We start from the raw sequence: 19398 nt of genomic DNA, 5'->3' as shown, positions 1-19398 counted from the left end.
CCCCCCCCCCCCCCCCCCCCCCCCCCCCCCCCCCCCCCCCCCCCCCCCCCCCCCCCCCCCGCGGGGAGTTCCTGCTACGAGTTCCCGCGGCCTGTGGACGGCGGTTACCGGCCCCACGGCCGACCTGGCAGCATGGCGGGGTGACAGCAGTAACCCCCTCCTCCCTCTTCCCGCGCGTCCCCGATTCGCCCGACGCGGTGCTCGAAGGGCTCGATCCCGAGCAGCGCGAGGTGGCGACGGCGCTGCACGGCCCGGTGTGCGTGCTGGCGGGGGCCGGTACGGGCAAGACGCGTGCGATCACGCACCGGATCGCGTACGGGGTGCAGGCGGGGGTGCTTCCGCCCGCGAGCGTGCTGGCCGTCACCTTCACCAACCGCGCGGCGGGCGAGATGCGCGGGCGACTGCGTCAGCTCGGGGCCGGCGGTGTGCAGGCCCGCACCTTCCACTCCGCGGCCCTGCGCCAGCTGCAGTTCTTCTGGCCGAAGGCGATCGGCGGCGAGCTGCCGCGTCTGCTGGAGCGCAAGGTCCAGCTCGTCGCCGAGGCCGCCGCACGCTGCCGCATCCGGCTCGACCGCAACGAACTGCGCGATGTGACGGGCGAGATCGAGTGGGCCAAGGTGACCCAGAGCGTTCCGGAGGACTATCCGGCCGCGGTGGCGAAGTCCTCCCGAGAGGCCCCGCGCGATCCGGCCGAGATCGGCCGGATCTACGGGCTCTACGAGCAGCTCAAGCGCGAGCGCTCGGTCATCGACTTCGAGGACGTGCTGCTGCTCATGGTCGGCATCCTCCAGGAGCGGCCGGAGATCGCCGACACCGTGCGGCGGCAGTACCAGCACTTCGTGGTGGACGAGTACCAGGATGTCAGCCCTCTGCAGCAGCGGCTGCTGGAACTGTGGCTGGGGGGGCGGGAGAGCGTCTGCGTCGTCGGCGACGCCAGCCAGACGATCTACTCCTTCACCGGGGCCACCCCCGACCACCTGCTCGACTTCCGCACCCGGCACCCCGGGGCCACGGTGGTGAAGCTGGTGCGTGACTACCGCTCCACGCCGCAGGTGGTGCACCTGGCCAACGGGCTGCTGGCCCAGGCCCGGGGCCGGGCCGCGGAGCACCGGCTGGAGCTGGTCTCCCAGCGCGAGGCCGGGCCCGAGCCCGTCTACACCGAGTACCCGGACGAACCCGCCGAGGCCGAGGGCGTCGCCCGCCGCATCAGGGAGCTGCTGGACGCCGGAGTCCCCGCGAGCGAGGTCGCGGTGCTCTACCGCGTCAACGCCCAGTCCGAGGTCTACGAACAGGCCCTGGCGGACGCGGGAGTGCCCTACCAGCTGCGCGGCGCCGAGCGGTTCTTCGAGCGGCCCGAGGTGCGCGAGGCCGGTGTCGCCCTGCGCGGCGCGGCGCGCGCCGGGGACAACGAGCCGCTGCTGGCCGACGCCGTGGACCTCCCCTCCCAGGTGCGGGCGGTGCTCGGGGGCACCGGCTGGACGCCGCGGCCCCCGGCCGGATCGGGCGCGGTGCGCGACCGCTGGGAGTCCCTGGCGGCCCTGGCACGGCTGGCCGAGGATTTCGCGCGCGCCCGTCCGCAGGCGACGCTCTCCGATCTCGTGGCCGAGCTGGACGAGCGGGCGAACGCCCAGCACGCCCCCACCGTCGAGGGCGTCACCCTCGCCTCGCTGCACTCCGCCAAGGGCCTGGAGTGGGACGCGGTCTTCCTGGTCGGGCTGACGGACGGGACGCTGCCGATCAGCTACGCGAAGACCGACGAGCAGGTGGAGGAGGAGCGTCGGCTGCTCTACGTGGGCGTCACCCGGGCCAGGTGCCACCTCTCCCTTTCCTGGGCGCTGTCACGCTCGCCGGGCGGCCGGGGCGGACGTCGGCCGAGCCGTTTCCTGGGGGGGCTGCGTCCCGGTTCCTCCTCGGGCGGCGGCCGCGCGGGCGGCGCCGGCGGGGTGGAGCGCGGCGGCGGACGGTCGCGCGGGCGGCGCGGTCCGGTGCGGTGCCGGGTGTGCGGGCGCACCCTCACCGACGCGGGCGAGATCAAGCTGATGCGCTGCGAGGGCTGCCCCTCCGACCTCGACGAGGAGCTGTACGAGCGGCTGCGGGAGTGGCGCTCGGCGCAGGCACGGCAGCTCGGACAGCCCGCCTACTGCGTCTTCACCGACAAGACCCTCATGGCGGTCGCCGAGGCCCTGCCCGACAGCGAGGCGGAGCTGGCGCGGATCCCCGGTGTGGGCGGGCGCAAACTCCAGAGGTTCGGCGCCGATGTGCTGGCACTCTGCGCGGGTGAGGAGATCGGGGCGGACCCCGGGGAACCGTCCGGCGAACAAACGGACGAAGAGGTTCCGGAATCTGTCACAGAGGATGTTACGAACCCGCCCGGAAAATAGTTTGCGCGGGCCGTGCAAACCCTCATAGCCTTCCGGACGTGGATGAGGAGGGGCCCGCTGGCTCACCGGATCCATGCTGTACTGAACTCCTGACATCCGGATTGACACACCCAGTCGGTCCCCCAGGCGCCGAGAGGAGGCGAGCCCCGATGACCAGCACGATCACCATGATCACGGCGGAACAGACCGGTCGCGAGGTCCTCGCCTCCAGCCTGCTCGGCTCCCGTCTGTCCGGCATCCGTGTCCTCGGCGTCGCGACCGCGTGCCCGGCCTCCCTCTCGGCTCTGCCGATTCATGAGCGGGCCGGCGAGCGACCGGCCCAGGCACCCGCGGTAGTGGCGGCGGCACAGGCCGATGCCTGTGCCTTTACCGGCGCGGCCAACGGTGCCGGCAACGGACGGGAGCAGGCCAAGCACCACACGATGTGGGCCTTCCGTGGGCTCGAACCCTGGAGAGATCCAGCCTGATCGGCACGATCAGGTCGGCACCTTCCAGGGCCGCGGAACCCACACCGGGATCCGCGGCCCTTCTGTTTTCCCCGAACGCCCCGGCCACCAGCCGGGTCGAAGAGACGACACACAGACGAGGAATCCACCGCCGTGCACATCCAGACGCACGCCCCGTCCGTACAGCCCGACCCGATCCGAACGTCCGATTCCACGGAGGACTCCTTGACCCCGCTCACCACGCTCACCGAGCTCGACGACGCCATCGAGCGTCTCGGTGTGGCCGTGCCCTGCCGCAGCTACGACCCGGAGGTCTTCTTCGCCGAATCGCCGGCCGACGTGGAGTACGCCAAGTCGCTCTGCCGGACCTGCCCGCTGCGCGAGGCCTGCCTCGCCGGTGCGGAGGACCGCCGTGAGCCCTGGGGGGTCTGGGGCGGCGAGCTGTTCGTCCAGGGGGTGGTCGTCCCCCGCAAGCGGCCGCGCGGCCGTCCCCGCAAGAACCCGGTCACGGCATGAACACCGTCGGCACGATCGATCACCCCGCGACGCACGGTCCCGCGCTGCGTCCCTTCCCGAAGCCGGAATCCGCGATGACGCTCAACACCGACAACCACGCAAGCACACAGCCCGACGCCACCGCCTCACCCCAGAACAGGACCCGTGACATGCAACTCATCCCAGAAGCCATGGCCCGTGCTCATATGAGTGAACGTATGAGGGAGGCCGAGCTGGAACGGCCCGGCTACCGGGTGATCACCGCCCGCCGAATGCAGCGCCGTGCCGAACGGGCCTCCATGCGGGCCCGCCGCGCGCTGGCCCTGGCCGTCATGCAGTGACGGCCCACCGGTTCCGGCTGCTGCCGGAGCCGGTGAACCGCTCCCGTCCGCCGACCCGCCGAGCGGACCGGGGCGCGGACCGGGGTCGGGCGGACAGCCGGAAGCAGAGCACGGCGGCACGAGACGATGACACGCACGGATGATCCACACGGCGGGAGCCGGGGCACGTCGGGGCCCCGGCTCCCGTGCTCTTCCGGGCGGTCCGTGGAGAACCCCGGCCGCCGGAGGCCATCAGGCGGAGGTCTCCGCCACTTCCGCCTCCTCCCCGGTACCGTCGGCGTGCCCCTCCTCGTCCTCGGGCGGGAAACCGGGCACCCACGCCTCCATTTCCTCGTGCATGCGCACCTGCGCGCCGAGCTGGCACAGCACACCGATCGTGCTGAGCGTCACCCGGTGGATCAGCAGATAGGAGGGCGGCAGGTTGAGCTGCTTGCCCAGCTGATAGGCGGGGGAGCGCGGATCGGCGACCCGCGCGGCCTGCTCCCGCATCCAGTCCCGGGAGAAGACGAACTCCTCCACCTGTGCCGGTTCGATGATCGGCAGGAGGTAATCCAGCACCGCATCCGGGTCCAGCTCGACGGACGGCTTGATGAACCCCTCGTCGCACAACAGCTCGTGGACCGCTTCCGCATCGCCGTCGAGCGCCATCCGCAGCGCGACGCCGATCGTCGGCGGCAGCCCCTCCGGCAGCCGGTCGACCGTGCCGAAGTCCATCACCCCCAGCCGCCACCGCTCGGGCGGCCCGTCGGGAGCGTCGCCGGTGAGCAGCCGGAAGTTCCCCGGGTGCGGATCGGCGTGCAGCAGACCGGTGCGGGCCGTGCCGGAGAAGAGGAAACGCGCCAGCAACTGCCCGGCCCGGTCCCGCTCCTCGCGGCTGCCGTCCCTGATCACGTCGGCCAGCGGCACACCCTCCAGCCACTCGGTGACCAGTACCTGGTCGCACTGGTACACCACGTCCGGGACCCGCACGTCCGGATCGTCGGCGAACTCCTCCGCGTACGTCCGCTGCGCCCGCGCTTCCAGTTCGTAGTCCAGCTCCTCGCTGAGCCGGTCACGCATCTCCGAGACCAACGGCTTGATGTCCACGCCCGGAATGAGCGGTCCCAGCAGCCGGACGAAGCGCCCCAGCTGGTTCAGATCCGACAGCAGCGCTTCACCGGCGCCGGGGTACTGCACCTTCACGGCCACCGGGCGGCCGTCGTGCCAGATCCCGCGGTGCACCTGCCCGATCGAGGCGGCGGCCGAGGGCCTGTCCTCGAACTCCTCGAACAGCTCGCGCCAGTCCTCGCCCATGCGCTCGGCCAGCGCAGCGTGCACCGAGGTCGCCGGCATCGGCGGTGCCGCCTCCTGGAGCTTGGTCAGCGCCGCGCGGTAGGGGCCGGCCACCTCCTCCGGGAGTGCCGACTCGAAGACCGACAGCGCCTGGCCGAACTTCATGGCACCTCCCTTCAGCTCCCCGAGGACCTTGAAGAGCTGCTCGGCGGTGCGCTGCTGCAGCTCCTGCCCGACCAGATCGGCGGAGTACCCGCCGATCCGCTTGCCCAGCCCCCAGGTCGCGCGCCCCGCCATCCCCAGCGGCAGCGCGGCCAGCTTGGCGGTACGGGTGACGGCCTTACGCGGAAGATCCGACATGTGCCCCTCCAACTTCCCGACAGCACGACCAGGCGGCAGCGCCGAGGACAGCGGTCATGTGGCCATTGTGGACCGCCGGGCCCCCTCCTCCGAGAGCGGGCGTCCGCCGTGACCGGAAGCCGCACCGCACGGACACTCCGGACGAGGCGGTACCGGCTCGCACTCGGCGCGCAGCCGCGGCAGCACCCAGTGCTGCCGCGAGTCCGTGACGCAGCTCTCGTCCCCGTCCAGGAAGCTCAGCGCACAGGAGGCGGTGGCCCCCGCCACCACGGTCGCCAGTGCCACATCACAGGCCGGCACCGCCGACCGCCGTGCCGACCTCCACTGTGCCACCACCAGCGGCCAGGTGGGTTCCCGCTCCGCGCATCCGAGCATCAGGCACTCCGCGCAGGCCGACGCACCCGGCAGTACCAGCGGCCCCACGAAGCCGGTGGCCTCGACGACACCGGCGTACAGATGCGGCTGCCCGGCCCGGACCAGCTCCTCGGCCGAGGCGGGGTCCGGCGCGTAGGCGGACAGGCCGTCGCGTGGGACGACCACCACCAGAGCGTGCCCCGGCGGCCGCCCGCCTTACCGCCCGGCCCGCGGCCGAGGCCCGTCGCTCACCGGCCTGGTCGGGGTCGATGCCTCCGGGCGCGGTGTCCCACGGCGCCACGCAGCCTCCGTCCACCACGTCCACCTGCCCCACCCCGGCCGCCGACAGCAGTGCTGCCACCGTCGCTCCGACCCGTCCCGCACCGCGCACCTGTACTCGGGCCGCCGCCCGGGCGGCCAGCCGGCGCACCCCGCCGCCCGGCTCGGGACGGAGCACCGAGAGCGACCCCAGGTCCGGACGGAGCCGGTCGTCCACCCGGGCCGCGGCCCGCCGGTGGGCCGTGGCATCGTCCAGCAGCCCCGCGGCCGTCAGCCGTGCCACCAGCCGATCGGCCGCGTCCGCCCCGAGCCCCATCACCTCGGCGGCCTGTCTGAGCTGGGGAAGGCTGCGGGTGCCGTCGAGGAGATCCAGGAAACCGCCGGTCGCGGTGTCCACCGGACCCAGCAGCACCGAGTGGGTGGGCGCCACCCCGTACCGCACGGTGTTCCGGTCCCGCCAGGCACGCCGGAGCGCGGGTTTGATCATCGGATGCACGGCAACCCCCTGGACCACTGCTGAACCGCTCCCGGCGCACCCGGCGCCGGAAGAGGACCGGACGGCCCCAGCCTGCGTCCTTCGCCGTGGCCGTCGCGGAGAGTTGTCCACAGGATGTGGCGTTCGTCACATCGGGGGCGCGAGATGTCCGGAGGCGCGCCACCGGCTCGCACACAGGCGTGCGTCCCCGCGAGCGACCCGGGGACGGGACTTCCGCCGACCCCGGCGGGTAACGTCGTGGCATGCCCGCAGACCCGCTGAACAGCGTCGAGAAACCGGGCCCCGGCCCGCGCGGCACGGCGCCGCAGCCGGACGAGGTCGAGGTCCGCCGCAGCGCACGCCGCCGCCGCACGGTCTCCGCCTACCGGGAAGGCGGCCGTACCGTCGTCCTCATCCCGGCCCGGATGTCGAAGGAGGAGGAGCGGCGCTGGGTCGGCGTCATGCTCGACAAGCTGGCCGCCCAGGAGAGCAGGAGGACGCTCGACGACGGGGAGCTGGCCGCCCGCGCGCTGCGGCTGTCCGAGCAGCACCTGCTCGGACGTGCCCGCCCGTCCACCGTGCGCTGGGTCACCAACCAGAACACCAGATGGGGATCGTGCACCCCCGCCGAGGGCAGCATCCGCCTCTCCCACCGTCTGCAGGGGATGCCGGAGTACGTCCTGGACTACGTCCTCCTGCACGAACTCGCCCATCTGCTGGTCCCGGGGCACGGCCCGGATTTCTGGCGGCTGTTGGAGACCTATCCGCGCACGGAGAGGGCCCGGGGATTCCTTGAGGGCGTGATCGCCGCGGGCAGGCTGCCGAACGTTCCCCGTGACGGGCGCGAGTGAGCCCCGGAGGGCACCGGTTAGCCTGGCGCAACGCGATTCACCGCTTCGGATGGGGGGCGGTCGTTACGCATGGCCAGGGAGTTCCAACGGGGCCACAAGGCCGGGATCAGCGATCTGACAGCCGGAACGGATCTGTACGTGGGTGTGCGGACCTCCGCACCGGGGCTGTCATTCGACATCAGCTGCTTCGGCCTCGACGCTGATGAGCGGTTGTCGGACGACCGTTACCTCATCTTCTTCAACCAGCCCGAGTCGCCGGAGGGAGCGATCCGGCTGCTGGGCGCCCAGGCGGGCGACACCGAATCCTTCAGGGTGACGCTGGACCGCATTCCGGCGAACATCCACAAGCTGTCCTTCACCGCCACGATCGACGGCGACGGCCAGATGTCCCGGACCGACCCCGGCTATCTGCGGATCGTCGCGGGCGACGAGGAGGCCGCGCTATCCGTTCGACGGCTCGGAGTTCACCACCGAGCGGGCCGTGATGCTCGGAGACTTCTGTCTCAAGGACGTCTGGCGCTTCGCGGCGGTCGGCCAGGGGTTCGACGGGGGCTGGAGGCGCTGCTGAAACACTTCGGCGGCGAGGTCCTGGAAGAGGAGTCCGCGCCCGCCCCCGCAGCGGCGCCGCGGGCGGTGCCCGGTTTCGCGCCGCCCGCCGGACCGGCGCCCGGCTTCGCACGCGGCCAGAACCAGGGCAACATCTGGACCAACTGACCGGCCGGAAGGCGCGGAGCGCGCGGGCCCTCTCCCGGAGGCCGCCCGCGCGCTCCGGTGTCACAGCAGTGCGCGAGTGCGGTCCGCCAGCCGTACGACGGAGTCGTCGGCGACATCCGCCACCTCGTCCCAGCCGAACCAGCACAGCTCCAGCGACTCCTCGCTCACCGCCTCCACCGCACCCTCGGGCGCCAGGGCGGCGTACTGCACGTCCAGGTGCCAGGCACACGGCGTGATGTGCCGGTCGAGGCGGACGGGCCCGCCCGGCAGCAGGGCGAGCCCGTCGATGCCCGACTCCTCGACGGCCTCCCGCAGGGCGGCTCCGGCGAGGGCGGTGTCGCCGGGCTCGCAGTGCCCGCCCGTCTGGAGCCACATCCGCAGCCTGCGGTGGTGCGTCAGCAGCACGCGTCCGCGGCGGGGGTCCACCACCAGGGCGCTCGCCGTGATGTGCCCGTCCGCGCAGGACCGCCACACGCCGTCCGGGCGGGTGGCCAGATGATCGCGGTACGCCAGACGCAGCGCCTCCTGCGCGCCGTCCGGCGCCGACCACTGCCCGAGCGTCCGCGCCGCGTCCTCGCGCAGGCTCACCGGGCGCCGCCGCGCTCGTCCCCGGGGCCGTCCTCGCCGTCTCCGCGCCGGTCCTCGCCGTCCGGGGCCGGACCGGGTCCGCCCTCCGCGCCGCCCTCCGTACCGGACTCCTTCTCCAGCAGCCCCTCCAACTCGGAGAAGTCCAGCTGCTCGCGGTGGACGAAACCGTCCGGGTCGTCGAGGTCCTCGGCGGTCGGCAGCATGTCCGGGTGCGCCCACAGCCCGTCGCGGCCGTCCACCCCGCGGGCGTCGGTGAGCGAGGCCCACAGCCGGGAGGCGTCGCGCAGCCGCCGGGGCCGCAGCTCCAGCCCGATCAGCGTGGCGAACGTCTGCTCGGCCGGTCCGCCGCCGGCGCGGCGGCGGCGCAGCGTCTCGCGCAGGGCGGAGGCGGACGGCAGATGGGGCTCGGCTGCGGCGTGGACCACCGCGTCGACCCAGCCCTCGACCAGTGCCAGCGCGGTCTCCAGCCGGGCCAGGGCCGCCTTCTGCTCGGGGGTGTCCTCGGGCTGGAACATGCCCTGCTGCAGTGCCTCCTGCAGCTCCTCCGGGCGGGACGGGTCGAGCTGGCCGACGACATCCTCCAGTTTGGCCGTGTCCACCTTGATCCCGCGCGCGTATCCCTCCACCGCGCCGAACAGATGCGAGCGCAGCCACGGGACGTGGGCGAACAGCCGCTGGTGCGCCGCCTCGCGAAGTGCCAGGTAGAGCCGCACCTCCTCCAGGGGCACGCCCAGGCCCTCGCCGAAGGCCGAGATATTGGCCGGCAGCAGCGCCGCCCGGCCCCCGGGCCCCAGCGGCAGACCGATGTCGGTGGAGCCGACCACCTCGCCGGCCAGCACGCCCAGCGCGTGTCCGATCTGGGTGCCGAACATCGCGCCGCCCATGGAGCGCATCATCCCCAGCAGCGGGCCGGCCATGGCCTGCATCTCCTCGGGGAGGACGTCGCCCATGGCCGCCCCGACCCGCTCGGCGACCGGGTCCACCAGGTCCTTCCACACCGGGAGGGTGGACTCCACCCACTCGGCGCGGCTCCAGGCGAGGGCCGAACCGGAGCCGGAGGGCAGCGAGGTCACGCCGTCCAGCCACAGGTCGGCCAGGCGTACGGCCTCCTCCACCGCCTTCCGCTCCCGCGGGCCGACGCTTGAGTCCTTGGCGCCGTCCGGGGTCCCCGCGGCGACGGTCTGACGGGCGATGTCCTTGGCCATGTCCCAGTTGACCGGCCCGCCCTCGTAGCTGAGCATCTGGCCGAGCCGCTGGAACGCGGCGCCCAGGTCGTTCGGGTCGAATCCGCCGGGGCCGCCGCCCAGCGATCCGAACATCGCCGCGAGCGGGTTGTCGGCGCCGCCCGCGCCGCCGAACCCGAACGGGTTCCGCGGGTCGCCCTGGTCGCCCTGGTCGCCCTTCTTCCGTCCGTCGTCGCCCTCCTCGGGCTCCTCGGGCGGCATGCCGAATCCGAATGGGATGTCACTCACGGGGTTCCTCGGCTCTGGTGGATGGGACGCTGGGACGTCGGTGGGATGGTGCGCGATGTGGCGGGCTCTACGTCCAGCCTAGACACCTCTCGTGCAGGATGGAGCCTGCGCACGTCGTACCCAGAGACAACCGCGGGAGACACCGGGTGAGTTCCCAGGAGCCAAACGTTCGCGGTCCGCGTAACGGAGCCGCAGGGCCCGTCGTCGCGGTCACCGGCGCCGGATCGGGGGTCGGCGCGCTGCTCACCGAGCGGCTGGTGGCCTCCCCCGAGGTGGGGCGGGTCATCGCGCTCGACGAGCGCCGCGGCGCGGTGGACGGCGCGCAGTGGCACGTCCTGGACGTGCGGGATCCGACCATCGCCGACCGGCTGCGCGGTGACGGCGAGCCGGTGGACACCGTGGTCCACCTCGCGCTCGACCTGGATCTGGAGACCGACCCCGCCGCCCGCACCGCCTACAACGTGCGCGGTACCCAGACTGTGCTGACCGCGGCCGCCGCGGCGGGCGTGCGCCGGGTGGTGCTGTGCACCTCGGCGATGGTCTACGGGGCCCTGCCCGACAACGACGTGCCGCTGGCCGAGGACGCCGAGCTGCGGGCGACCGCCGATGCCACCGGGGTGGGCGACCTGCTGGAGATCGAACGGCTCGCCCGCCGCGCCCCCCGCGCGCACCCGGGGCTGAACGTCACGGTCGTGCGCCCCGCCGTCCTGGTCGGCGGCACCGACACCGCACTGACCCGCTACTTCGAGTCCCCCCGCCTGCTGGTCGTGGCCGGCTCCCGGCCCTGCTGGCAGTTCTGCCACGTCGAGGACCTGGCCGGAGCCCTGGAGTACGCGGCGCTGGAGAAGGCGGAGGGCGAGCTCGCGGTTGGCTGCGACGGCTGGCTGGAGCAGGAGGAGGTCGAGGAACTGTCCGGTGTCCGTCGCATGGAGCTGCCCTCCGCCGTCGCGCTCGGCGCCGCCTCCCGGCTCCACCGCCTGGGGCTGACACCCTCCCCGGCCGGCGACCTGGCGTACACCATGCATCCCTGGGTGGTCAGCGGTTCCCGGCTGCACGAGGCGGGCTGGCGGCCGAAATGGACCAACGAGGAGGTGCTGGCCGCGCTGTTGGAGGAGGCGGCGGGGCGCCACGCGGTCGCGGGCCGCCGCCTGGGCCGCAAGGACGCCACCACCCTCGGAGCCGCGGGCGCCACCGTCGCCCTGGTGGGCACCGCGGCCCTGGTCCGGCGTGCCCGCAAGGCCCGCCGCCGGATCTGACGCCGGAAAGCGGCGCCGGCGCGTCGGCGGGCCGCCCCCGGCGCCCCCGCGCCCGTACGGCACCATGACCCCATGGCACAGACGTACGACCACCCCGGGGAGCGGGCGGCGCCCGACCCGATCCGCCTGCTGGCGATCCGCGACACCCCGCTCTCCGTGGACGAGGTCCTCACGGCAGTCGGCGACGCCTCGGCGGGCGGCACCGCGCTGTTCGCGGGCACCGTGCGCGACCACGATGGGGGCGCGGGGGTGACCAGGCTCGGCTACTCCTGCCACCCCACGGCCGAGGCCGAACTCCGCAGGGTCGCCGAGGAAGTCGCGGCAGGCTTCCCCGTACGGGCGCTCGCCGCGGTCCACCGGGTGGGGGACCTGGCGGTGGGCGATCTCGCCGTGGTCGTCGCCGTCTCCTGCGCGCACCGCGCCGAGGCGTTCGAGGCGTGTCGCCGTCTGATCGACGACCTGAAGCACCGGGTGCCGATCTGGAAGCACCAGACCTTCACGGACGGCACCGAGGAGTGGGTGGGGGTGTAGGAGCGGCCGAAACCCGCGGGCCGGGTCTCCCGGGCGGATGTGCCGCGGCCGCGCGGGGCACGCGGCGGCGCCTGCCGGGAACGGTCCCCGCGGGGCCGGGGAGCGGGCGTCCTGCGGGGCGTGGAGTTGCGGAAGGGCACCCCTGCCGGAACGGTTGACTCAACCGGGATCTAGTCTGCTCATAGGCCGTATCTCCGGCGCACTCGAGGATCGGGAGGTCACTGTGGCGGCACTCGCCTGGTTGCTGATTCCGTTCGTCGCCGCGGTCGGGGCGGCCGTGTGGTCCGTGTGGGCCTCGCGGAAACCCAGCGGTTTCGGGGACGCCGACGGGGTCGCGGGATACGAGGCCTTCCGCGCCGCCATGGAACGCCCCCACGGCCGCGGGACGGAACAGGACGGCCGCGGGGGTCCCGCCGTCTCCCGCACGGCCCCGGACGGACGGGCCCCCGCCGCCGACTGACGCGCGATTCCCGTACTGTCGTGCCATGCCACGCCGGACCGCGACGATGCTCACCTCGACCCTGCTGCTCATAGCCGTGCTCTGCGCCGCCGTCCTCATCAGGGTGCCGTACGCGGAGATGTCACCGGGCCCCACCGTCAACACGCTCGGCGAGCACGACGGCGAGCCGGTGCTGAGCATCAAGGGCAGGAAGACCTACGAGCCGTCCGGACACCTGAACATGACCACCGTCCGCGTCACCGGCGCCGACTACCGGATGAACCTGGTGGAGGCCGTCCACGGCTGGCTGGCCGATGACAGCGCCGTCGTCCCGCACGACACCCTCTATCCCGACGACAGGTCGGCCGAGGAGGTGCGCGAGGAGAACGCCGAGGAGTTCACCCAGTCGCTGGAGAGCGCCAAGGTCGCGGCCCTGCGGGAGCTGGACGTCCCGGTCGGCGAGCGGGTGGTCGTCTCCTCCGTGGTCAGGGGCGGGCCGGCCGAGGACAGGCTGCACGCCGGGGACGTGATCACCGCCGTGGACGGCGAGGCCGTGGAGGAGCCGGGCGACGTCGCCGAGCTGGTGACCGAGCACGAGCCCGGCCAGAAGGTGGTCTTCACCGTCGTCCCGGCGAAGGCCGTGAAGGCGGCCGAGAAGGCCGGCGAGCAGCCCACCGTCTCCCGGGAGGTCACCGTCACCACCGAGAGGGCCGACGACGGACGGGCCGTGGTCGGGATCCGGGCGGGGCTCGACCACACCTTCCCGTTCGAGATAGACATCGAACTGGCCGATGTCGGAGGTCCCAGTGCCGGGCTGATGTTCGCTCTCGGCATCATGGACAAGCTCACCCCCGGCGACCTCACCGGTGGCGAGTTCGTGGCCGGTACGGGGACCATCGACGGCGAGGGGCGGGTCGGCCCGATCGGCGGTGTGGAGATGAAGACCATCGCCGCCCGGGACAAGGGCGCCGAGTACTTCCTCACCCCCGAGGACAACTGCGCCACCGCCGCCCGCGACGCCCCCGAGAGCCTGACCCTGGTGAGGGTCGGCACGATCGACGACGCCCTGGAGGCTCTGGAGGCCATCAGGGGGGGGAAGACGGCCGGCCTGCCGCGGTGCGCGGCAGGCTGACCCCTCCCCTCCCCTCCCCTCCCGTCCGCGGGCGTGGCCCCGCCGCGGTACGGCCGTCAGTCGCCGAAGGTGGCGGCCAGCGCCTCGGCGAGCCCGGGCACCAGATCCGGGCCGGTCAGCACCTCGGTCGGCGAGTCCTTCTCGCGCAGCCGCAGCGCCGACTCCCGGGCGCCGTCGCGCAGCACCGCCACGGTCATCCGGACCTCCTGGCGCTCGGGGTGCTCGGCCACCCAGCGGGCCAGCCGCTCCTCGGCGCCCTCCTCCTGGAGGCTCTCGGGGACGGATGCCTCCGCGGAGGGCGGCAGCATCAGCCGCTCCACCGTCATGGCGCATCCGGAGACCGCGTCGGGCCAGGCGATGGTGCCGAGGAACTCGTCCAGGGGGACTCCGGCGGGCAGCTCGTCCTGTTCCACCGGGGTGAGAGGGGCCGGGGCGGGGGCCTCGCCGCCCCGGTGCTCCCCGACGCCCAGCCCGAGCTGCTCGGCCAGGGCGGGTTCCTCGGTGCGCAGCCGGTCGGTGTCGACCAGGGCGAACAGCCGGGCGGGCTGGTCCCAGCCCAGCCCCGCGGCGTACTCGTCGATCTCCAGCACGGCCCGTGTCAGCGGGCCCGCGGCCAGAGGTGTGCCGTCGATTGGAAGGTTGTTCATCCTCATATCGTGCCGCTGAACCCCCCGGGAACGGGAACCGGGTAAAGGTTCAGTAAGTTGCATGGGTGGGGCCCTAGCATTCGGGGCCAGTCCCATCCGCTGCGATTCTCGAGGTGCGCACCTTGGCTTTCCAGATGCCGGACCGGGGCCCGGGCGGGCCCTCAGGACCACGGATCAGTGTCGGCAGGCCCTCCCGGCGCGCCAAGACCCTGCTCATGACGGTGGGCGCGCTGGCCGTGCTGGCCATGCTCTTCGTCATGTTCGCGGGGTTCTGGACCGACTGGCTGTGGTACCGCTCGGTCCGATACACCACCGTCTTCACCACCACCCTGTGGACCAAGATCGGCATGTTCGCCGTCTTCGGTCTGCTGATGGCCGCGGCCGTCGGCTTCAACATCTGGCTGGCACACCGCCTGCGGCCCCCGCTGAGCGCGATGTCGCTGGAGCAGCAGAACCTGGACCGCTACCGGATGGGCATCGCCCCGTACAAGAAGTGGGTGCTCCTCGGGGCCACCGCGCTGGTGGGGCTGATCGCCGGAGCATCGGCGGCCGGCCAGTGGCGCACCTGGCTGATGTGGGTGAACGCCGTCCCGTTCGGCACCGCCGACCCGCAGTTCGGCAAGGACGTGGCCTTCTACGCGTTCGACCTGCCCTGGTACCGCTTCCTGCTGAGCGTCGGTTTCGCGGCCGCGGTGCTCTCCCTGCTGGCCGCCGCGCTGGTGCACTACCTCTACGGCGGGCTGCGGCTGACCACCCCGGGCGCCCGCGCGACGTCCCAGGCCACCGGCCACCTCTCGGTGCTGCTGGGCGTCTTCGTGGCGCTCAAGGCGGTGGCGTACTGGCTCGACCGCTACGGCCTGGCGGTGAAGTCCGGCGACTTCAAGGCGACGGACAACTGGACGGGCCTGCGGTACGTCGACGCCAACGCCTATCTCCCGGCCAAGACGATCCTGTTCTTCATCGCCGCGATCTGCGCGGTGCTCTTCTTCGCCGCCCTGTGGCGGCGCACCTGGCAGCTCCCGGTGATCGGTTTCGGCCTGATGGTTCTCTCGGCGATCCTGATCGGCGGCCTCTACCCGGCGATCGTGCAGAAGTTCCAGGTCCAGCCGAACGAGCAGGCCAAGGAGGCGCCGTACATCAAGAAGAACATCGACGCCACCCGCGACGCCTACGACATCGACGACTCCAAGGTCTCGGACTACTCGGGGGAGAGCGAGGCGAGCAACGAGGAGCTGCGCGAGGCGGCGAACACCACCGCCAGCATCCGGCTGCTCGACCCGAACGTCGTCTCGCCCAGCTTCCAGCAGCTCCAGCAGGTCCGCAGCTACTACCAGTTCCCGGCCACCCTGGACGTGGACCGGTACAGCACCGAGGACGGCGAGGAGCAGGACACCGTCGTCGGCCTGCGCGAGATCAACATCAACGGCATCACCGAGCGCAACTGGATCAACGACCACTTCAAGTACACCCACGGCTTCGGCATGGTCGCGGGCAAGGGCACCGAGGTGGCCTCGACCGGGGCGCCGGCCTTCATCGAGAAGAACCTCCCGCCGGAGGGCGAACTGGCCGAGGACGGCTACGAGCCGCGGGTCTACTACGGCGAGAAGACCACGCAGTACTCCATCGTCGGCGGCCCGCAGCAGGAACTGGACTACATCGCCGGCAGCGAGGAGAAGACCTACAGCTACGAGGGCGACAGCGGGGTCAGCCTGGGCAACATCGCCAACCGCGCGGCGTACGCGGTGACCTTCAACGAACCGCAGATCCTCTACTCGGGCGCGATCGGCGAGGGCTCGCGAGTCCTCTACAACCGCACGCCCAAGGAGCGCGTCGAGGCGGTGGCCCCCTGGCTGACCATCGACGGCGACCCGTACCCGGCGGTGGTGGGGGACCGCATCCAGTGGATCGTGGACGCCTACACCACGACCAACCAGTACCCCTACTCGTCCCGCACCACCCTGGGCGAGACCACCGCCGACGCGCTGACCGACGGCCAGCGCGCGGTCATCGCCCAGCAGAACCGGGTCAACTACATCCGCAACTCGGTCAAGGCCACCGTGGACGCCTACTCGGGCGAGGTGAGGCTCTATGAGTGGGACGAACAGGACCCGGTGCTGAAGACCTGGACGAAGGCATTTCCCGGCACGGTCGAGCCGAAGAGCGAGATCGGCGACGAGCTGATGGACCACTTCCGCTACCCGCAGGATCTGTTCAAGGTCCAGCGTGAGCTGCTGACGCGCTACCACGTCACCAGCGCGAGCCAGTTCTACAGCGGCAGTGAGCGCTGGCAGGTGCCGGACGACCCGACCACGCAGGAGGGCAACGCGGTCCCGCCTTACTACCTGAGCATGAAGATGCCGGACCAGGAGGAGCAGACCTTCTCCCTGACCACGACCTTCAACCCCAGCGGCCGTGAGACGCTCGGCGCCTTCATGGCGGTGAACGCCGACGCCCGCAGCGACGACTACGGGACCATCCGGATCCTGAAGCTGCCCTCCAACACCACGGTGTCCGGCCCGCAGCAGGTGCAGAGCCGGTTCAACTCCGACACCGACATCGCCAACGAGATCAACATCCTCAGGCGCGGTGACTCGGAGGTCGAGTACGGCAACCTGCTCACGGTGCCGCTGGAGGGCGGTCTGCTCTACGTCGAGCCGGTCTACGTCCGCGGCGCGGGCACCAACTACCCGCTGCTGCGCAAGGTGCTGGTGACCTACGGCGAGGAGACCGCCTTCGAGAACACCCTCGGCGAGGCGCTGAACGCCGTCTTCGGGGTCGAGGGTGCCGAGGAACCGCCGACGGAGGGTGAGGAGCCGCCTCCGGGTGAGGAGGAGACCACGCCGCCGCCCGCGGACGGTTCGGAGGACCCGACGGTGCAGGATGCCCTCCAGGACGCCCAGGAGGCGTTCGAGGCGGGCCAGGAGGCGCTGGGCGAGCAGGACTGGGACGCCTACGGCCAGGCCCAGCGGGATCTGGAGGAGGCGCTCGAGCGGGCCGCCGACGCGCAGGAGTCGGCAGGCGGCGACGGCGCGGGCGGATCCGACGGCAAGAACCCCGACGACGGCAACGACGAGGGACGCAAGGAAGAGTGAATCGGTGGTGAGCGGGCTCTCTCCGCGCCGTGGTAAGGTTGTGAACACAACGGCGCGGGGTGGAGCAGCTCGGTAGCTCGCTGGGCTCATAACCCAGAGGTCGCAGGTTCAAATCCTGTCCCCGCTACTGAAGAGAAGGACCCGGAGTCACTGACTCCGGGTCCTTTTCCGTGTGCTGGGCATGTGACAGAAGAGGCACACGGTAGCGCTTTGCGTTTGGATGGTAGCCGTATCGGGAAGTCGACAAAACGCTGAAGTGACTTCCTTGGCGGCGGTATACCGGATGTACGCGGGTTGCGGGTGGTGCGACGATGGGCCTCATGGGGGACAAGGCGAGAGATGAGGGCACGGGGGGCGGCGTGAGCCGCACGAACCTCCGGGATCACCGCGACACGAACGCCATCAGCGCGCTCGGCGCCCGGTTGCTGCGCCGGGGGGACCTGGAGGGCGCCGAGCCATACCTGCGCGCCGCCACCGCCGCCGGCGACCGAGCCGCCGCGAACAACCTGGGCGTCCTGCTCCACCAGCTCGGCCAGGCCGAGGAGGCCGCGGGCTGGTGGCGGGTCGCGGCCGTCGCCGGTTCGGCGGCCGCCGCCCACTCCCTGGGCCGCCACCACCGCGAGCGCGGCGACGAGGCGGCGGCCGGGCACTGGCTGCGGCAGTCCGCCGAGTCCGGCCACACCCTCGGCGCGTACGCCCTCGCCGACCTGCTGGAGCACCGGGGCGAGGGCGGGGCCGAGAAGTGGTACCGGACCGCCGCCGAGCGCGGCCACCGGGAGGCGGCCTACCGCATCGCCCGGACCCTGGCGCGCCGTCAGGAGGGGGGCACCGAGGCCGAGCAGTGGTACCGCCAGGCCGCGGCGCGCGGCCACCGGCGTGCCGCGCTGCGCCTGGGCGCGCTCCTGGAGGAGCGCGGCGAGCTGCAGGAGGCGGCCCGCTGGTACCTGACGGCGGCCAAGGACGGGGAGGCGCGCGCCGCTCGCGCCCTGGGCTTTCTGCTGAGCGACGCGGGCGACACCGACAGCGCCGCCGAGTGGTGGGGCCGCGCGGCGCAGGACGGCGACGGCAGCGCGGCCAACGCCCTGGGAGCGCTGCACGCCGAGCGGGGCGAGCGGCAGACCGCGGAGCGCTGGTACCGCGTCGCGCTGGACGCGGGCGACACCAACGGCGCCTTCAACCTCGCGCTGTTGTGCGCCGCCGAGGGCCGTACCGCCCAGGCCGAGCAGTGGTACCGCCGTGCCGCCTACGCCGGGCACCGCGAGGCGGCCAACGCGCTGGCCGTGCTGCTGCTCCAGCGCGGTGACGCGGCCGGCGCGGAGCCGTGGTTCTCCAAGGCGGCCGAGGCCGGCAGCGTGGACGCCGCGTTCAACCTCGGCATCCTGTACGCGGGCCGCGGCGAGGAGGACGCCGCGCGCCGGTGGTACGAGCAGGCGGCCGCGGCCGGACACACCGAGGCGGCGCTCCAGGTGGGCATCGCGCTGCTGCGCGAGGGCGACGCCCACACCGCGGAGCGGCATCTGCGCCGTGCGGCGGGCGGCGGCAGTGTGGAGGGCGCCTTCCGGCTGGCGGCGCTGCTGGAGCGCCAGGCCCCGACGGCCGACGCCCTGGACGCCCACGGACCGCCTGCCGAGTACGAGGAGTGGTACGAGCGGGCCGCCGAGCAGGGGCACCGGCGTGCGCAGGTCCGGCTGGGCATGTGCGCGGCGGCGCGCGGCGATGTGGTCCGGGCCGCGCACTGGTACCGGGTCGCGGCGGAGGCGGGCAGCAGCAACGGGGCCTTCAACCTCGGCCTGCTGCTGGCCCGCGAGGGCAGCGAGCCGGAGGCCGCCCTGTGGTGGACGCGTGCGGCCGAGGCGGGCCACGGCCGGGCCGCCCTGCGTCTGGCGCTGCTGGACGCCCGGCGCGGTGAGCTGGCCGCCGGCCGCCACTGGTGCGCCCGCGCGGTCGAGCTGGGCCCGCCGGAGGTCGCCGAGCGCGCCGCGCGGCTGTGCGAGGCCCTTCACGAGGAGTTGACGGCCTGAGGCGCGCGGCGGTGCGAGGGGACGGGGCGCGTGGACTACAGGGACTACAGGGACTACAGGGACTACAGGGACTACAGGGGGAGGGCTCCCGTTGTTTGCGTTGATCGTCTCGGTGGGTTAAGGTTGTGAACACAACGACGCGGGGTGGAGCAGCTCGGTAGCTCGCTGGGCTCATAACCCAGAGGTCGCAGGTTCAAATCCTGTCCCCGCTACTTATGGGCCGGTGCCCGGATCCTGGCAAAGGATCCGGGC

General features: G+C 72.7%; 15 protein-coding genes, 2 tRNA genes and 2 pseudogenes. 14 read left to right on the top strand and 5 right to left on the bottom strand.

Annotation, left to right across the window (positions count from 1 at the left end; translation table 11 throughout):
• Nucleotides 1-140: 140 nt before the first annotated feature.
• The 4 genes from LJ221_RS06115 (at nucleotide 141) to LJ221_RS06100 (ending at nucleotide 3663) form a co-directional block, all read left to right on the top strand.
• Nucleotides 141-2381, top strand: a complete 2241-nt coding sequence (locus LJ221_RS06115; protein ID WP_308314728.1) for an ATP-dependent DNA helicase UvrD2 — start codon at nucleotides 141-143, stop codon at nucleotides 2379-2381.
• 149 nt (nucleotides 2382-2530) lie between these two features.
• Nucleotides 2531-2848 (top strand): hypothetical protein, encoded by a 318-nt coding sequence (locus tag LJ221_RS06110; RefSeq protein WP_241714444.1) that lies wholly within the window; start codon nucleotides 2531-2533, stop codon nucleotides 2846-2848.
• A 132-nt stretch (nucleotides 2849-2980) separates the two neighbouring features.
• The gene (locus LJ221_RS06105; protein WP_241714443.1) at nucleotides 2981-3343 is read left to right on the top strand and encodes a WhiB family transcriptional regulator; all 363 of its coding nucleotides are present in this window, start codon (nucleotides 2981-2983) and stop codon (nucleotides 3341-3343) included.
• On the top strand, nucleotides 3340-3663 hold the full coding sequence (locus LJ221_RS06100; RefSeq protein ID WP_241714441.1) for a hypothetical protein: 324 nt from the start codon (nucleotides 3340-3342) through the stop codon (nucleotides 3661-3663). Before LJ221_RS06105 ends, LJ221_RS06100 begins: the two co-directional genes overlap by 4 nt.
• A gap of 231 nt (nucleotides 3664-3894) precedes the next feature.
• Here LJ221_RS06100 and LJ221_RS06095 read toward each other — a convergent pair whose 3' ends face one another.
• Together LJ221_RS06095 and LJ221_RS06090 are read right to left on the bottom strand one after the other, a co-directional pair.
• Entirely contained in the window at nucleotides 3895-5295 is a 1401-nt protein-coding gene (locus LJ221_RS06095) for an AarF/ABC1/UbiB kinase family protein (protein ID WP_241714439.1), read from the bottom strand.
• Nucleotides 5296-5349: 54 nt separating this feature from the next.
• Nucleotides 5350-6424: pseudogene (locus tag LJ221_RS06090) on the bottom strand (ThiF family adenylyltransferase).
• Nucleotides 6425-6666: 242 nt separating this feature from the next.
• On the opposite strand from LJ221_RS06090, the gene LJ221_RS06085 reads away from it, so the two are divergent.
• Nucleotides 6667-7254: a M48 family metallopeptidase gene (locus LJ221_RS06085; protein ID WP_241714437.1), complete on the top strand. Its 588-nt coding sequence runs from the start codon at nucleotides 6667-6669 to the stop codon at nucleotides 7252-7254.
• 69 nt (nucleotides 7255-7323) lie between these two features.
• A pseudogene (locus LJ221_RS06080) lies at nucleotides 7324-7927 on the top strand (TerD family protein); the annotation flags it as partial.
• Between the two features lie 101 nt (nucleotides 7928-8028).
• Here LJ221_RS06080 and LJ221_RS06075 read toward each other — a convergent pair.
• Nucleotides 8029-8556 (bottom strand): NUDIX hydrolase, encoded by a 528-nt coding sequence (locus LJ221_RS06075; protein ID WP_241714435.1) that lies wholly within the window; start codon nucleotides 8554-8556, stop codon nucleotides 8029-8031.
• Nucleotides 8553-10028 (bottom strand): zinc-dependent metalloprotease, encoded by a 1476-nt coding sequence (locus LJ221_RS06070; RefSeq protein ID WP_241714433.1) that lies wholly within the window; start codon nucleotides 10026-10028, stop codon nucleotides 8553-8555. Before LJ221_RS06070 ends, LJ221_RS06075 begins: the two co-directional genes overlap by 4 nt.
• Nucleotides 10029-10174: 146 nt before the next feature.
• Between LJ221_RS06070 and LJ221_RS06065 the strand changes: the two genes are divergently transcribed.
• From LJ221_RS06065 to LJ221_RS06050, 4 genes are all read left to right on the top strand, one after another.
• The gene (locus tag LJ221_RS06065; protein WP_241714431.1) at nucleotides 10175-11284 is read left to right on the top strand and encodes an SDR family oxidoreductase; all 1110 of its coding nucleotides are present in this window, start codon (nucleotides 10175-10177) and stop codon (nucleotides 11282-11284) included.
• A 72-nt stretch (nucleotides 11285-11356) separates the two neighbouring features.
• On the top strand, nucleotides 11357-11815 hold the full coding sequence (locus LJ221_RS06060; protein WP_241714428.1) for a molybdenum cofactor biosynthesis protein MoaE: 459 nt from the start codon (nucleotides 11357-11359) through the stop codon (nucleotides 11813-11815).
• 223 nt (nucleotides 11816-12038) lie between these two features.
• A complete protein-coding gene (locus tag LJ221_RS06055) occupies nucleotides 12039-12275 on the top strand; it encodes a hypothetical protein (RefSeq protein ID WP_241714426.1) in 237 nt (78 codons plus the stop codon).
• A gap of 25 nt (nucleotides 12276-12300) precedes the next feature.
• Nucleotides 12301-13386, top strand: coding sequence for a PDZ domain-containing protein (locus tag LJ221_RS06050; protein WP_241714424.1), 1086 nt, complete (start codon nucleotides 12301-12303; stop codon nucleotides 13384-13386).
• A gap of 56 nt (nucleotides 13387-13442) precedes the next feature.
• On the opposite strand, the gene LJ221_RS06045 is transcribed toward LJ221_RS06050, so the two are convergent.
• The gene (locus tag LJ221_RS06045) at nucleotides 13443-14033 is read right to left on the bottom strand and encodes a PPA1309 family protein (protein ID WP_241714422.1); all 591 of its coding nucleotides are present in this window, start codon (nucleotides 14031-14033) and stop codon (nucleotides 13443-13445) included.
• Between the two features lie 134 nt (nucleotides 14034-14167).
• Between LJ221_RS06045 and LJ221_RS06040 the strand changes: the two genes are divergently transcribed.
• From LJ221_RS06040 to LJ221_RS06025, 4 genes are all read left to right on the top strand, one after another.
• Nucleotides 14168-17125: a UPF0182 family protein gene (locus tag LJ221_RS06040; RefSeq protein WP_241714453.1), complete on the top strand. Its 2958-nt coding sequence runs from the start codon at nucleotides 14168-14170 to the stop codon at nucleotides 17123-17125.
• Between the two features lie 53 nt (nucleotides 17126-17178).
• Nucleotides 17179-17252, top strand: a tRNA-Met gene (locus LJ221_RS06035).
• Between the two features lie 184 nt (nucleotides 17253-17436).
• Complete coding sequence (locus tag LJ221_RS06030; protein WP_241714420.1) at nucleotides 17437-19146, top strand: tetratricopeptide repeat protein; 1710 nt, start codon at nucleotides 17437-17439, stop codon at nucleotides 19144-19146.
• A 138-nt stretch (nucleotides 19147-19284) separates the two neighbouring features.
• Nucleotides 19285-19358, top strand: a tRNA-Met gene (locus LJ221_RS06025).
• The last annotated feature ends 40 nt before the right edge of the window (nucleotides 19359-19398 follow it).

The organism is Streptomyces sp. CNQ085 (assembly GCF_022614595.1).
Taxonomy (GTDB): Bacteria; Actinomycetota; Actinomycetes; order Streptomycetales; family Streptomycetaceae; genus Streptomyces.
Note: the sequence above shows the minus strand (reverse complement) of the source record. Positions and strands in the feature narration are given on the sequence as shown.